Here is a 14,294-nt window from a genome sequence, read left to right as displayed (position 1 = left end):
GACCGGGGCTGCTCGGGAGGGAAGCCGTCCCACGTCAGACGTTAATCGGGGCGGCGAGGCGGAGGTCGGTGATCGAGCGGCCGGCGGCGATCTCGTACGAACCCTTCACAAACGCCCAGGTGTTCCCGTCGCGGATCTCGAACGCGCGGCGCGGCAGCTCGACGGTGACCTCGACGCTCTCGCCGGGCACCGCGGTGACGCCGGCGAACCCGGCGAGCCGGTGGCGGGGCCGCTCGGGGTCGGGCGCGGCCGGTGAGAGGTAGAGCTGCACGGTCTCGCGGCCGGTGCGCGCACCGGAGTTGCGCAGCCGCACGGTGACGGCGGTACCGCTCACCGTCAGGGACTCGTAGGTCCACTCGGTGTAGCCGAGGCCGTGACCGAAGGGGTACGACGGGGTGCGCCCGGCCCGCTCCCAGGCGCGGTGGCCGATGAACACGCCCTCGTGGTAGACGAGTCGGCCGTCCTGCGGGGCGACCTGGGTGACCGGGGCGTCGGCGAGGGAGCCCCAGGTGGTGGGCAGCCGGCCGCCGGGTTCGTGGGCGCCGGTCAGCACGTCGGCGAGGGCGGCGCCGCCCTCCTGTCCGGGGAACCAGCTCAGCAGCACGGCGGCGACCTCCTCGCGCCACGGGAGTTCCACCGGTGAGCCGGAGTTGACGACGACGACCGTGCGGGGGTTGGCGGCGGCGACGGCGCGGACCAGGTCGTCCTGGTGGCCGGGGAGGCGCAGGTCGGTGCGGTCGAAGCCCTCGGACTCGACGCGTTCGGTGGTGGCGACCACGACAACGGCGGTGTCGGCGGCGCGGGCCGTCTCGACGGCCTCGGCGACGAGTTCGGCCGGGTCGCGGCGCGGGCCGAGGTGGGCGACGGCGAGGTCCACGACCCTGAGCGGGACGTCGGCACGGTGGCGCAGGACGTGGGTGAGGGAGACGCGGACCGGGCGGCCGGCGGTGAGACCCACCCGGGCCCGGGGTACGGGGGCGTCGAAGGACGTGGTGAACGGGCCCTCGGTGGCGGGCAGTTGGAGGCCGACGTAGTGGGTGGTGCCGTCGACGGCGAGGGTGAGGGCGCCGACGCCCTTGACGCCGAAGGTGTGGGTGCCGCTCTCGCGCGGGGTGAAGGTGCCGGTCAGTTCGACGGTGTGCAGGGTGTCGAGGGTGACGCCCGCGGGCAGGTCGGAGCCCGTCCAGCGGATCAGCCCGCCGGGCGCACCGGCGCTGCCCACGACCTCGCCCGCAGCGTCGCGGCACACCGCCCGCAGTGCGAACCCCGGTGCGCCGACGGCGAGTTCGGTGTTCGGGTCGGCGCCCACGGCGTAGTCGACGCAGCCCTCGGGGAGGGCCGCGGTGAGGGCGTCGAGCGGGGAGACGACCCGGGCCGGGAAGACCGTGGCGGCGCCGCCGCCCTGGATGCGCGCGTCCCGGGCGGCGCCGCCGATGAGGGCGACCCGGCCCGGCCGCAGCGGCAGCGCTCCGTCCTCGTTGCGCAGCAGTACGAAGGAGCGGCGGGCGATCTCGCGGGCCAGGGCCTCGCCGTCGACGGGCGGGGGCGGCTCGGTGACGACGGGTCCGGCGCCCGCGAGGACGCCGACGCGGGCGGCGAGACGCAGCACGTTGCGCACGGCGGTGTCGACGGCCTCCTCGGACACCTCGCCGGCGCGCACGGCACGGGCCAGCGCCGGGCCGTACACGGTGTGCGGGCCGGGCATAGCGACGTCGAGGCCGCCCTCGATCGCGGCGGCCGTGGAGCGGGCGGCCCGCCAGTCGGAGACGTTGACACCGTCGAAGCCCCACGCGCCGCGCAGGACGTCCCGCACGAGGTGGCGGTGCTCGGTCATCGTGGTGCCGTTGACCGCGTTGTACGCGGTCATGATCCCCCAGGGGCGGGCGTGCGCGACGATCTCCTCGAAGGGGGCCAGGTACAGCTCGTGCAGGGCGCGTTCGCCGATCACGTTGTCCACGGTGAAACGCTCGGTCTCGGCGTCGTTGGCGACGAAGTGCTTGACGGTGACGCCGACTCCGCCGGACTGCACCCCGCGGACGTATCCGGTGCCGATGCGGGCGGTGAGATGCGGGTCCTCGCTGTACGCCTCGAAGTGGCGTCCGCCGAGCGGGGAGCGGTGCAGGTTGACGGTGGGCGCGAGCAGCAGGTGGACGCCCTTGCGGCGGGCCTCCTGGGCGAGCAGCACACCGGCGCGGCGGGCCAGGTCCGGGTCCCAGGTGGCGGCGAGGGCGGTCGGGGAGGGCAGGGCCAGGGAGGGGTCATCGGCGGTCCAGCGCACGCCCCGCACCCCGATCGGGCCGTCGGACATGACGAGGGAGCCCAGTCCGATCTCCGGCAGCGCGGGCAGGCTCCACATGTCCCGGCCGGCCAGCAGCCGGGCCTTGGCGTCCAGGTCGAGTCGGCGCAGGGCGGACTCCACGACCGCCTCCCGGGCCCGGTCCGCCGGGGTCGCCGTCATCCCGCCGCCCTCCTCGTCGCCGTCGTGGACACCGTGGTCCTTCCTTGATCCCTCCTCGATCCTTCCTCGCCACGGGCCGGTGACACCTCCCGGCCGCGGGAAACCGGGCGCCATGGACCGCGCAGGTCGTCCCGGGCGATACTGCCGCCGTCCCGCACCACGCGCCCCACAGCGACGGAAGGACCTGAACTCCCTTGACCTCCATACGCGTTCGGATCGGCGTCCTCGGACTGACCCTGCTGGCCGGGCTGACGGCCCCCACCGCCTCCGCCTCGGCGTCGGCCGCGCCCTCCCCCACCGTCGAGGAGCGCCGCCTCGACCAGGCCGTGCCGCAGGAGATCCTGCGGCGCTCCGGATTCGACGCGGTGGCCCCGGAGTTCGCCCGCGCGCTCGACGGCGCGCACTCCTACGCGCAGGCCCGCCGGGTCGTCGAACGGCAGGGGTCGGCGCTGTGGCGGCGGGCCGTCGACCGGGCGCAGGGCCGCGGTCCTGCGGGCGGCGACCTGAGCCGGGACGACGACCGGCCGCTGTACTGGGCGCGGCTCGGGATGACGCGCGAAGTGCGCGCGTACGAGCCCGGGTTCGGCCTCTCGGACACGCAACGCACCCGGCTCCTCGACGCGTTGGAGCGCACCTCGCGCGGCGGGAGCGACCTGGTGTATCCGCACGGCAAGGGCGTCAAGCGCATCCTGGTCACCGGCTTCGACCCCTTCACGCTGGACCGGGACATCCGGATCTCCAACCCGTCCGGAGCGACCGCGCTGGCGCTCGACGGCACGGTGATCCGTACGTCGAAGGGCCCGGCGCGGATCGAGACGGCCGTGTTCCCGGTGCGCTGGCAGGACTTCGCCGACGGGGCGGTGGAGCGGACGCTGCGGCCGTACCTGCCGAAGGTGGACCTGTTCACCACGGTGAGCCAGGGCCGGGTGGGGCGCATCGACGTCGAGCGGACCAACGGGGCGTGGCGGGGCGGCTTCCCCGACAACGACAACGTGTCCCGCACCGAGACGGTCCCGGTCGCCGACCCGGCCTCGCAGCCCCAGTGGACGACGACCACCCTGCCGTACGCGGCGATCACGGCCGCGGACACGGGCCGGTTCCCGGTGTTCGACCACACGGAGGTCACGGAGATCCCGGCGGGCGGGAGCGCCCCCGTGGTGCGGCCCGACGGGCCGACCGAGGGGTCCACGGCGCGGGCCGGGGGCGGCGGCGACTACCTCTCCAACGAGATCGCCTACCGGGCCACGCTGCTGCGGGACCGGCTGGGGCTGCACGACACACTGCCGGGCGGCCATGTGCACACGCCGGTGCTCCAGTTCGGCGCCGGGAACACCGACCCGGCGACCGGCACGGTCACGGACCCGGAGTTCGTGCGCAACCGGCTCGACATCATCGGCCAGATACGGTCGATCGTCACGGTGGCCGCGGACGCGACGTTCGTGAAGGGACGTCCGTGAAGTGACGTTCGTGAAGTGACGTTCGTGAAGTGACCCACCGCCGCCGGCCGGCGGGGCGGCACGCGCTCAGGAGGTGACGCGGTCGCCCCGGGCCTCGGCATCGGCGTCGGCGTCGTCGCCCTCCTTGACCTCCTCGCCCCTCAGCTCGCGGGCGAGGAGCGTCGCCCCGGCGACCGCCCCCGGCATCAGGAACACGGCGACGAACGGGACGAGGAAGGCGAGGCCGAGCGGGGTGCCGAAGCCCCAGACGAGCATCTTGCGGGAGCGCAGCAGGGCGAGGCGGGCGCGCAGGTCGACGTCGCGGCGCTGGAGGGCGACGGCGGTCAGCTCCTCGGTGAGGAAGAACCCGGTGACGAAGAACCCGATCACCGGGATCGCGGTCTGCCCGACGAACGGGAGGAAGCCCAGCGCGAACAGCAGGACGCCCCACAGGGCCGCGCGGACCAGGATGCGCAGGCTGTCGCGGGCGGAGACCCACAGCTCGCGCCAGAGGGGCCGGCCGGACTCGGGTGCGGTGCCGTCGGGCGAGACGTCCCGGTCGACGGTCTCGGAGAGGTTCTCGTAGAAGGGCTGGCCGACCAGCAGGGTCACGGCGGTGAAGGTGAGGACGGCCAGCAGCAGCCCGAGGGCGAACAGCACGGCGGTGAGGAAGCCGCGGAAGAGGCCGAGCCAGGGGCTGGACCAGTCGTCCGCGAAGGGCGTCGACCAGGCGACGAAGTCCTCGCCCCACAGCGCGAGGCAGACGAGCGCGGCGACGTACAGCACGAGGGTGATCAGGCCGGGCAGCAGGCCGAAGCCGTACTGCCTGCCGTGCCGGGCCACCCACCGCTGGCCCTTGAGGAGATAACCGAAACCCACCCCGAGTTCACGCATGCGCGCACCCTATCTGGCCGGTGCGCGCGGGCCCGGTGTCAGTGGTGATCGATAGGGTCGCCGCACCCGATCAGCCGAGGAGCGCCCGCCATGAGATCCCCCGCCGAACTGGACGACGTCCGGTGGCACGAGCTGACGCACGCCTACGGTTCGGCCGAGGACGTGCCGGAGCTGATCAGGGCGCTGTACGAGGGCGGGGAGACGGCCGGCGAGGCGATCTACGAACTGTTCGGCAACATCCACCACCAGGGCTCGGTGTATCCGGCCTCGGCGCCCTCGGTCCCGTTCCTCGCGCACGCCGTCCTGCACGCCCCGGGCAAGCGCGACGAACTGCTGATGCTGCTCGCCGTGCTCGCCGACCACGACCCCGAGGACGTCGTCTCGCCGCACTGGTCCGGCAGCGCGGTCGCCGGCATCTGCGCCGAGCTGTGCCGGGTGCTGCCCGGTCTGCTGCCCTGTCTGGACGACCCGGAGCGCGGGGTGCGCCGGGCGGCGCTGCGGGTGGTCGCGGCCGTGGCCGAGCTGCTGCCGGACGGGGCGCGGGCCGCGGCGGTGGCCCGGACCGAGGCGCTGTACGACGGGGACCCGGTGCCGGCGGTGCGGGCGGACGCGATGATCACGCTGGCCCGGTTCGGCGGGGAGGCACTGCCGCTCGACGACGCGCTGCCCGAGGTCAGGCTGGCGGCGGCCGTGCTCACCGCCGAGCGGTCCGGGCCGCCGTACGCGCCCGGCCCGGTGGCGGTCCTCGCGCGCGACGGCGCCGATCCCGACCCGGGCGACGACGACTACCCGTGGTCGGGCACCCTCACCCTGGAGGAGCGCCTGCACCGGCTGCTCACCGAGGACCCGGACGCCGGTCTCGCCGTGGCCGGACACTGGATCGCCGAGGGGGACGTCGGCTCGCGCGGCTTCTGGCTGGCCCGGGAGATCGTGGAGACCTGGCGCGACCGGGAGGCGGAGGTGCTGGCCCTGCTGGCGGCCGGCCTGGCCCACCGGCACGACGCGGAGGGCCTGGTCCCCCGGCTGCGCACGATCGGCCGCTGGATCACGGGCGTGCCCGAGCCGGACGCCGGTCTCCTGGACACGCTGCGCCGTCACGCGGGCGACGGGGACGAGGGGGTCGCGAAGGCCGCGCTGACCGCGCTGCTGGCCGTCCGCGACCCCTGGGCCCTGGAGGCGGCGGCCGGGCACGGCGACGCGTACGTGCTGCGCACGGCCGCCCGGTCGTTCCCCGAGGCCGGCGACCTGCTGATACCCGCGGTCCGCCGCGCGCTCGCGGCGGGCGCCACCGGCAACGAGGCCATCGCCCTGGTCGGGGCCCTCGAACCGTTCGGCGCCGCCGCCCTGCCGGCCGAGCCCGAACTCGTGGACTGCCTGCGCACCCGCCGCGCGGCGATCGTCGCCGCCCGGCTGCTCGGGACGCTCGGCGCCCGCGCCCCGGAGGTCGGCACCTTGCTGGACAAGGCCCTGGAGAGCGGTGACGGCTCGCTGCGCGCCGCGGCGGCCGAGGCCCGGTACCTGCTGACCGGCGACGCGGGCCCGACGCTGCGCACCGTCGAGGGGCTGCTCGCGGGCCGGGGCCCCACCCACTGGTACCTGGGCGCGCTCCGGCCGCTCGGCCCCGCCGCCGCTCCCCTGCTGCCGGCCGTCGAGGCGCTGCTGACCGCCGGGTACGAGTGGACGCGGGCCTCGGCCGCCGAGGCGCACCACGGGATCACCGGGTCCCCGGAGCGTGCCGTGTCCGTCCTCAGCGAGCTGGTCGGCCCCACCCCGGTCGGCCTCCACGCCCTCGAAACGCTCGCCGCGATCGGGCGGGTCCCCGACGAACTGCGGCCCGTGCTGCGCCACCTCGCCCACTCACCGCGCCGCCTGCTCGGCGACGTGCCCCAGGCCGGTCCCCACCACCCGGACGAACAACTCCGCACACTGGCCCGGCGGTTGCTCGCAACGACCTGACCCACCGCCCGGTCGGGCAGCCCGCGGGGGCGGCGGCCGCGGGGCTGCCCCCAATCCCACCGGCCGCCCGACCGCCCGGCAGCCCCGCCCCACCGGCCGCCCGACCACTACCGCCCGACGAACCGCTTCCACCCGACCGCTCCACCGGCCGACCGCTCCACCGAGCCGACCATCGGCCGACCGGCTGAGCCACCTCCGGCCACCCAACTGTCCGACTGCCCGGCCACCCCGCCAGGTCGGCAGACAGCCGACCGACCGGCCACCGCACCGAGCCGACCGACAGCCGGCCACCCCTCCGACCGGCCAGCCCTCCGACCGACCGGCCAACCCACCAGTTCGGCCAACCCACCAGTTCGGCCAACCCACCAGTTCGGCCAAGACTCCGGTCGGCGGTCCCTGCGGACCACGGCCAGGCCCGCCGCCAGGCGTTACGCGTCCCGCATCCGGGTCAGCAGGTCGCGCAGGGAGCGGCGTTCGTCGTCCGAGAGGCCCGCGAGGGGTTCGCGGGCGAAGCGGAGGTGCTCGCGCAGCCGTCCGGTCACCCGGCGGCCCTCCTCCGTGACCACCGCGAGCTTCACCCGGCGGTCGGAGGGGTCGGGGCGGCGCTCGACCAGGCCGCGGGACTCCAGACGGTCCACGATCCCGGTCACGTTCGACGGCTCGCACTTCAGCTTGTTGGCGAGCTTGCGCATCGGCAGCGGTTCGAGGCAGAGCAGCCTCAGCAGCCGGGCCTGCGCTCCGGTCAGTGCGTGCTCGGCCGCCGCGTCCTCGTAGTCGGCGTGGAAGCGGGCCACCACGTCACCGATGAGCTCGACGACCTCCAGGGTGAGTGCGTCGGGTCGGGGTGTGTCGGATGCGGACATGCCCTCCACGATACCCGCTTACTTGACATCCTGAAATATTCAGCCGCATGGTTGTTTCAGACACTGAAGTAAACCGGAAAGGGCACCGTGATGACCAACCGCGAATGGCACCTCCTCAGCCGCCCCGTCGGCTGGCCGAAGCCCGAGGACTTCGCGCTGGTCGAGACCGAGCCGCCCGAGCCCGGCGCGGGCCAGGTGCTCGTACGGAACGAGTACCTCTCCGTGGACCCGTACATGCGCGGCCGGATGAGTGCGGCCAAGTCGTACGCCGCCCCCTTCGAGCTGGGCCGGGTCATGCTCGGCGGTGCCGTCGGCGAGGTCGTCGCCTCCGCCGCCGAGGGTTTCGCGGTGGGCGACCGCGTGCTGCACTTCCTGGGCTGGCGCGAGTACGCCGTGGTGGACGCCAAGAGCGCCGTCAAGGTCGACCCGCAGGCCGCGCCCCTGTCGGCGTACCTCGGTGTGCTCGGCATGACCGGGCTCACCGCGTACGCCGGTCTGCTGCGCACCGCCGCCTTCCAGGAGGGCGACACCGTGTTCGTCTCCGGCGCGGCCGGTGCCGTGGGCAGCCAGGTCGGGCAGATCGCCCGGCTCAAGGGCGCCTCACGGGTCGTCGGCTCGGCCGGGTCCGACGACAAGGTGCGGCTGCTCGTCGAGGAGTACGGCTTCGACGCGGCGTTCAACTACAAGGACGGGCCGGTGGGCAAGCAGCTGCGCGCCGCGGCCCCCGACGGGATCGACGTCTACTTCGACAACGTCGGCGGTGAGCACCTGGAGGCGGCCATCGGCTCCCTCAACCTGCGCGGTCGCATCGCCGTCTGCGGGATGATCTCCGTCTACAACACCACCGAGCCGGTCCCGGGCCCGAAGAACCTGGCACGGCTCATCCAGACCCGCGGCCGCATCGAGGGCTTCCTCGTCGGCGACCACTACGACCTCCAGCCGCAGTTCGTCCAGGAGGTCGGGCCCTGGGTGGCGTCGGGCGCGCTCAAGTACCGCGAGACCGTGGTCGAGGGCATCGACCGGGCGGTGGAGGCGTTCCTCGGCGTGCTGCGCGGCGACAACACGGGGAAGATGATCGTCAAGCTCTGACGCCCGGCCCGCGGCCGGAGGTCAGGTGCACCACCACAGGAAGCGGTCGCAGGTCTTCGTGGGCGACGGCTTGGGCGAGGCCGGCGGGGTCGAGGGCTTGGCCGTCGGGCTGGACGGCGGGCGGGTCGTCGGCCGCGAGGGCGGCTTCGCCGGGCTGTCCGCGGGTGTCGTCCCGGACTGGGCCGAGCCGTCGGTCGCCTTGTCGTCGGGGGACTCCGACGCCTCGTCCGAGGCCGACTCCGAGGGCGAAGGGGAGGCGGACGCGCTGGGCGAGGCCGGGTCGTCCGGGGCCGGCGAGTCCTTCGCGCCGACCGGCTCCGCCGTCTCGTCCGGCCCTGCGGTGGCCGCGCCGCCGTCGGCCGACTCGTCCCCGGCGGCAGCGGGCCGGGAGGTGGAGAAGGGGGCGTCCGTGCCGAGTTCGGCCAGGCTGAGGCCGCCCGCCGCCAGCAGGAAGCCCGCGACGACCAGCAGGACCCGGCGGCGCCGGCGGCGGTGTGCCGCCGCCTTGCGGTCACGCCTGCTGCCGTCCGCGGCCCCGTCGCGCCCGCCCGAACGGCGCCGGCCGGTGCGGCCGTGCGGCTCGTCGTCCTCGTCCGGGTCCTCGTCGTCGTACGCGTCCTCGCCCGGGTCGTCACGGCCGTCCGGATCGTCGCGGCCGTCGCCGTACGCGTCCTCGTCCGCCGCCGCGACGGCGGGATACGAAGAGGCAGGGGCGGCGGGGGCGGCGGGAGCGTCGTCCGGCTCCGGGGCCTGCGCGCGGAGCTGTTCGACCGGCGTGCCGCACCCCGGGCAGGCGAGGGCGCCGTTGAGGTGCCGTCGGCACGGGTGGCAGTAGTCCATGACGCGGGAAGACTAAGTTCCTCGCAGGTAACGTTCATAGGGGCTGCTGTGAAAATTGTGTGGTGAACTCGCCATATCGGCGTGGTGAGTTGCGCGACGACTCCGAGCAATTGCCGCATCCCTTGTCGAAACCGTTATCGACGCGACCCATTGACACCCCCACCACCCCCTCCCTACTGTCTCGCCAGAATTTCGAACGCATGACGAAATCTCGAACAGCCGAGGGGCAACTGCCGTGCGCATCACCGGAATCAGCACCCATGTGGTCGGGACGCCGTGGCGCAACCTGACCTATGTCCAGGTGCACACCGACGAGGGGATCACGGGGGTCGGCGAGACCCGGATGCTGGGCCACACCGACGCGCTGATCGGCTATCTGCGGGAGGCCGAGGCCAACCACATTCTGGGTTCCGACCCGTTCGCCCTGGAAGACCTCGTGCGCCGGATGAAGTACGGCGACTTCGGCCGGGCCGGGGAGATCGTGATGTCCGGCATCGCGGTGGTCGAGATGGCGTGCTGGGACATCAAGGGCAAGGCGCTCGGCGTGCCCGTCTGGCAGCTGCTGGGCGGCAGCGTCACCGACCGGGTGAAGGCGTACGCCAACGGCTGGTACACCACCGAGCGGACCCCCGAGGCGTACCACAAGGCCGCGCAGGAGGTCGTCGCCCGCGGCTACCGGGCCCTGAAGATCGACCCGTTCGGCACGGGCCACTACGAGCTGGACCACCGACAGAGCCTGTACGCCGTGTCGTTGATCGAGGCGGTGCGCGACGCCATCGGCCCGGACACCGAGCTGATGCTGGAGATGCACGGCCGCTTCTCCCCCGCCACCGCCGTCCGCCTCGCCCACGAGATGGCGCCCTTCAAGCCGGCCTGGCTGGAGGAGCCGGTGCCGCCGGAGAACCTGAAGGCGCTGGAGAAGGTCGCCGCCAAGGTCGATCTGCCGATCGCCACCGGGGAGCGCATCCACGACCGGATCGAGTTCCGCGAGCTGTTCGACAGCCAGGCCGTCGACATCGTGCAGCCGGACGTCGGCCACATCGGCGGCATCTGGGAGACCCGCAAGCTGGCGGCCACGGCCGAGACGCACTACGTGCTCGTCGCCCCGCACAACGTCGGCGGCCCGGTCCTGACCGCCGCCTCCCTCCAGGTCGGCTTCTCCACACCGAACTTCAAGATCCTCGAACACTTCAACGACTTCGCCGACGCGGAGATCAAGAAGGTGGTCAAGGGCGCCCCCGAGGTCGTCGACGGCTACTTCCGGCTCTCCGACGCCCCCGGTCTCGGCGTCGAGCTCGACACCGACGCCGCCGCCGAATTCCCGCAGCAGCAGGCCCGGTTCGACCTGTGGGCCGAGGGCTGGGAGCAGCGGCGGCCGAAGGGCGGCCGGCCATGAGCGACGCCGTCGTGATCGAGGCGCCGGGGGTCCACCGGGTCGTACCGCACGAGCCGCGCGAGCCCGAACCCGGCGAGGCGCTCGTCGCCGTGCACGCGGCCGGGATCTGCGGCAGCGACCGCGAGGTCTACCAGGGCAACCGGCCCGAGGGGTACGTCCGTTACCCGCTCGTCCCCGGCCACGAGTGGTCCGGCACGGTGCGCGCGGTGGGCGCCGGGGTGCCGCTCGGCCTGGTCGGCCGCAAGGTGGTCGGCGAGGGCTTCCGCAACTGCCAGGTGTGCGACCGCTGTCACGCGGGCGAGACCACCCTGTGCACCGCCGGGTACGAGGAGACCGGCTTCACCCGGCCGGGCGCCATGGCCGGCACCCTCACCCTCCCCGCCCGGCTGCTGCACGTCCTGCCCGACGACGCGGACCTCACCGCCGCCGCCCTCCTGGAACCCGCCGCGTGTGTCGCCGCCGCCGCGCTCAAGGCGGCCGCCCGGCCCGGTGAGCGGGTCGCGGTGGTCGGCACCGGGACGCTCGGGATGTTCGCCGTGCAGTTCCTCAGGGCGAACTCGCCGGCCGAGCTGCTGGTCGTGGGCACCCGACGGGACCGGGAGGAGCTGTCCCTGCGGTTCGGCGCCACCGGCTTCCGCACCCGCGACGAGGAGCTGCCCGGCGGCTTCGACGTGGTCGTGGAGACCGCCGGGTCCGCCACCGCCGCGCGCACCGGCGCCGCCCTGCTGCGGCGCGGCGGCCGGCTCGTCCTCACGGGCATCCCGGCACCGGGCGCCGCGGGCCTCGACCCCACCGATCTCGTCGTACGGCAGTTGGAGGTGCACACCGTCTTCGGGGCGCCGCCCGACGCCTGGGCGCACACGGTGCGGGTGTTCGGGGCCGGACTGCTCGATCCGCTGCCGCTCGTCACGCACGAGCTGCCCCTCGCCGGGTTCGCGCAGGCCATCGAGCTGGTGGGGGCGGGCGACCCGAAGGTCGGCAAGGTGCTGCTGCGCCCGTAGCGGCGCCCCGTCACGCCCCCTTCCCGGGTCCGCCGCCGGGCCCCTTTCCGCCCCGGTGCGCGAACCGCGTACGACATACCGAACACGAAGGACAGCCTGTGACCGACTCTTCCGCCACCGCAGTCCGCAGGCCCGGCGAGCAGGTGCTCACCGCCCTCGGTCTGGGCGCCCCCGCCCTCGACCCCGCCGACGCCTCCGCCCACTCCTTCCCCGGCGGTGGCCGCTGGCGCACCGAGATCCCCTCGTGCGAGGGTCCCGAGGCCCTGGCGGTCGTCCTCAAGGAGTCCGCGCGGCTCGACGTGCCGATCCACCGGATCAGCCAGGGCAGCGGCGTGTGGATGCTGACCGACGCCGAGATCACCGAGATGGTCGAGGCCACCGCCGAGCGCGACATCGAACTGTGTCTGTTCACGGGCCCGCGCGGCACCTGGGACATCGGCGGTTCGGTGCGCTCCGACTCGCGCGGCGGGGGGCTGCGCGCCCGCGGCCACGACGCCGTCGCCGGGTGCGTCGAGGACGCCGTACGGGCGACCGAACTGGGTGTCAGGTGTCTGCTCGTCGCCGACGAGGGCGTGCTGTGGACGCTGCACCGGGCGCGCACGGCGGGCATCCTCCCGGCGGACACCACGCTCAAGGTCTCCGCGCTGGTCGGACCGGTCAACCCGGCCTCCTACGCGGTGATCGAGCGGCTGGGCGCCGACTCCGTCAACGTGCCCAGCGATCTGACGCTCGATCACCTCACCGAGATCCGGCGGGTGTCGGCCGCGCCCATGGACATGTACATCGAGGCGCCGGACGACCTCGGCGGCTACGTCCGGATGTACGAGGTCGCCGAGCTGATCCGGCGCGGCGCCCCGCTCTATCTCAAGTTCGGCCTGTCGAAGGCGCCCGGCATCTATCCGTGGGGCACCCATCTGCGGGACGTGACGCTGGACACCGCGCGGGAGCGGGTGCGGCGGGGGCGACTCGCGTTGGATCTGCTCGCCCGGCATGGTGCGGAAGGGGGTATGGCGCCGCTCGGGTCCCGTCTGCCGGGATCTCTCCACCGCTTCCCCGTCGAATTCCCCGCCGAAGGTTCTGGCTGATGACCGATGGGAGCTGCGGGCCCGTCTGTGGCTGGTCGCGCCCACGCGGCGGAGCCGCACATCGACTCAGCCCCGCGCCCCTTACGGAGCCTTCGCCGAACCCGCTCGAACAGCTCACCCCATCTCAACGACGAGAAGAACAGGGACCGATCACCATGCGCACTCGTAGCAGCGCCCTCATCCTCACAGCCGGGGCGGCCGCTCTCGCTCTCACTCTGTCCGCCTGTGGCCAAAACAGCTCCGGTGGCAGCGAGGACGACTCCGCGGACGCCAAGGGCGGCACCATCGGGGTCGCGATGCCGACCAAGTCGTCCGAGCGCTGGATCGCGGACGGCGACAACGTCGTCAAGAACCTCAAGGCCAAGGGCTACCAGACCAAGCTGGTCTACGGCGAGGACGACCCGGACCAGCAGGTCTCGCAGATCGAGAACCTGATCACCCAGGGCGTCAAGGGCCTGATCATCGCGGCGATCGACAACAAGTCCCTCAACAACGTGCTCCAGGAGGCCGCGGACGCCCACATCCCGGTCATCGCCTACGACCGGCTGATCCTCGGCAGCAAGAACGTCGACTACTACGCCTCCTTCGACAACAGCAAGGTCGGCGAGCTCCAGGCGAACTACATCGTCGACAAGCTGGGCCTGAAGGACGGCAAGGGTCCCTTCAACATCGAGCTGTTCGCGGGCTCCAACGACGACAACAACACCAAGTACTTCTTCGGCGGCGCGATGAGCGTCCTGAAGCCGTACATCGACAGCAAGAAGCTGGTCGTGCGCTCCGGGCAGACCGCGCTCAACCAGGTCACCACGCTGCGCTGGGACGGGGCGACCGCGCAGAAGCGCATGGACGACGTCCTCACCTCGTCCTACAAGAGCCAGCGGGTCGACGCGGTGCTCTCGCCGTACGACGGCATCTCCATCGGTGTGCTGTCCGCGTTGAAGTCCGACGGCTACGGCTCCAAGAGCAAGCCGCTGCCGGTGATCACCGGTCAGGACGCCGAGCTGGCCTCGGTGAAGTCGATCATCGCCGGTGAGCAGACGCAGACCGTCTACAAGGACACCCGCAAGCTCGCCGACGTCGCCGCCGGGATGGTCGACGACGTGCTCAACAAGAAGAAGCCCGAGGTCAACGACACCAAGACCTACGACAACGGCAGCAAGGTCGTGCCCTCGTACCTGCTCCAGCCGGTGAGCGTCGACCAGACCAACTACGAGGACGTACTGGTCAAGGGCGGCTACTACACCGACTCCGAGCTCAAGTAAGCGTCCCCACCTAC

The 14,294-nt window shown here is 73.3% G+C and carries 11 protein-coding genes; 7 read left to right on the top strand and 4 right to left on the bottom strand.

The window, feature by feature from the left end; all coding sequences use genetic code 11:
• Positions 1–34 precede the first annotated feature (34 nt).
• On the bottom strand, positions 35–2,458 hold the full coding sequence (locus AB0F77_RS16295; RefSeq protein ID WP_361947906.1) for a glycoside hydrolase family 3 C-terminal domain-containing protein: 2,424 nt from the start codon (positions 2,456–2,458) through the stop codon (positions 35–37).
• A gap of 194 nt (positions 2,459–2,652) precedes the next feature.
• Between AB0F77_RS16295 and AB0F77_RS16290 the strand changes: the two genes are divergently transcribed.
• Positions 2,653–3,915, top strand: coding sequence for a pyroglutamyl peptidase (locus AB0F77_RS16290; RefSeq protein ID WP_361947903.1), 1,263 nt, complete (start codon positions 2,653–2,655; stop codon positions 3,913–3,915).
• A 66-nt stretch (positions 3,916–3,981) separates the two neighbouring features.
• Here the strand turns inward: AB0F77_RS16290 and AB0F77_RS16285 are convergent, their stop codons facing one another.
• Positions 3,982–4,788 (bottom strand): EI24 domain-containing protein, encoded by an 807-nt coding sequence (locus AB0F77_RS16285; protein ID WP_361947900.1) that lies wholly within the window; start codon positions 4,786–4,788, stop codon positions 3,982–3,984.
• 90 nt (positions 4,789–4,878) lie between these two features.
• On the opposite strand from AB0F77_RS16285, the gene AB0F77_RS16280 reads away from it, so the two are divergent.
• Positions 4,879–6,744 (top strand): hypothetical protein, encoded by a 1,866-nt coding sequence (locus AB0F77_RS16280; RefSeq protein WP_361947897.1) that lies wholly within the window; start codon positions 4,879–4,881, stop codon positions 6,742–6,744.
• 428 nt (positions 6,745–7,172) lie between these two features.
• Here AB0F77_RS16280 and AB0F77_RS16275 read toward each other — a convergent pair whose 3' ends face one another.
• Positions 7,173–7,607, bottom strand: coding sequence for a MarR family transcriptional regulator (locus tag AB0F77_RS16275; protein WP_361947894.1), 435 nt, complete (start codon positions 7,605–7,607; stop codon positions 7,173–7,175).
• Positions 7,608–7,697: 90 nt separating this feature from the next.
• Here AB0F77_RS16275 and AB0F77_RS16270 point away from each other — a divergent pair, with 90 nt between their 5' ends.
• Positions 7,698–8,696, top strand: coding sequence for an NADP-dependent oxidoreductase (locus tag AB0F77_RS16270; protein ID WP_361947891.1), 999 nt, complete (start codon positions 7,698–7,700; stop codon positions 8,694–8,696).
• Positions 8,697–8,717: 21 nt separating this feature from the next.
• Here the strand turns inward: AB0F77_RS16270 and AB0F77_RS16265 are convergent, their stop codons facing one another.
• Positions 8,718–9,536 (bottom strand): hypothetical protein, encoded by an 819-nt coding sequence (locus tag AB0F77_RS16265; protein WP_361947888.1) that lies wholly within the window; start codon positions 9,534–9,536, stop codon positions 8,718–8,720.
• Between the two features lie 235 nt (positions 9,537–9,771).
• Here AB0F77_RS16265 and AB0F77_RS16260 point away from each other — a divergent pair, with 235 nt between their 5' ends.
• The 4 genes from AB0F77_RS16260 (at position 9,772) to chvE (ending at position 14,280) form a co-directional block, all read left to right on the top strand.
• The gene (locus AB0F77_RS16260; protein ID WP_361947885.1) at positions 9,772–10,932 is read left to right on the top strand and encodes a mandelate racemase/muconate lactonizing enzyme family protein; all 1,161 of its coding nucleotides are present in this window, start codon (positions 9,772–9,774) and stop codon (positions 10,930–10,932) included.
• Positions 10,929–11,933: an alcohol dehydrogenase catalytic domain-containing protein gene (locus tag AB0F77_RS16255; protein WP_361947882.1), complete on the top strand. Its 1,005-nt coding sequence runs from the start codon at positions 10,929–10,931 to the stop codon at positions 11,931–11,933. Before AB0F77_RS16260 ends, AB0F77_RS16255 begins: the two co-directional genes overlap by 4 nt.
• Positions 11,934–12,031: 98 nt before the next feature.
• A complete protein-coding gene (locus AB0F77_RS16250; protein ID WP_361947879.1) occupies positions 12,032–13,018 on the top strand; it encodes a hypothetical protein in 987 nt (328 codons plus the stop codon).
• 155 nt (positions 13,019–13,173) lie between these two features.
• Entirely contained in the window at positions 13,174–14,280 is a 1,107-nt protein-coding gene (gene chvE, locus AB0F77_RS16245; RefSeq protein ID WP_361947876.1) for a multiple monosaccharide ABC transporter substrate-binding protein, read from the top strand.
• Positions 14,281–14,294: the final 14 nt, after the last annotated feature.

Origin of the sequence: Streptomyces sp. NPDC026672 (genome assembly GCF_040638185.1) — a bacterium.
Lineage (GTDB): Bacteria > Actinomycetota > Actinomycetes > Streptomycetales > Streptomycetaceae > Streptomyces.
Note: the sequence above shows the minus strand (reverse complement) of the source record. Positions and strands in the feature narration are given on the sequence as shown.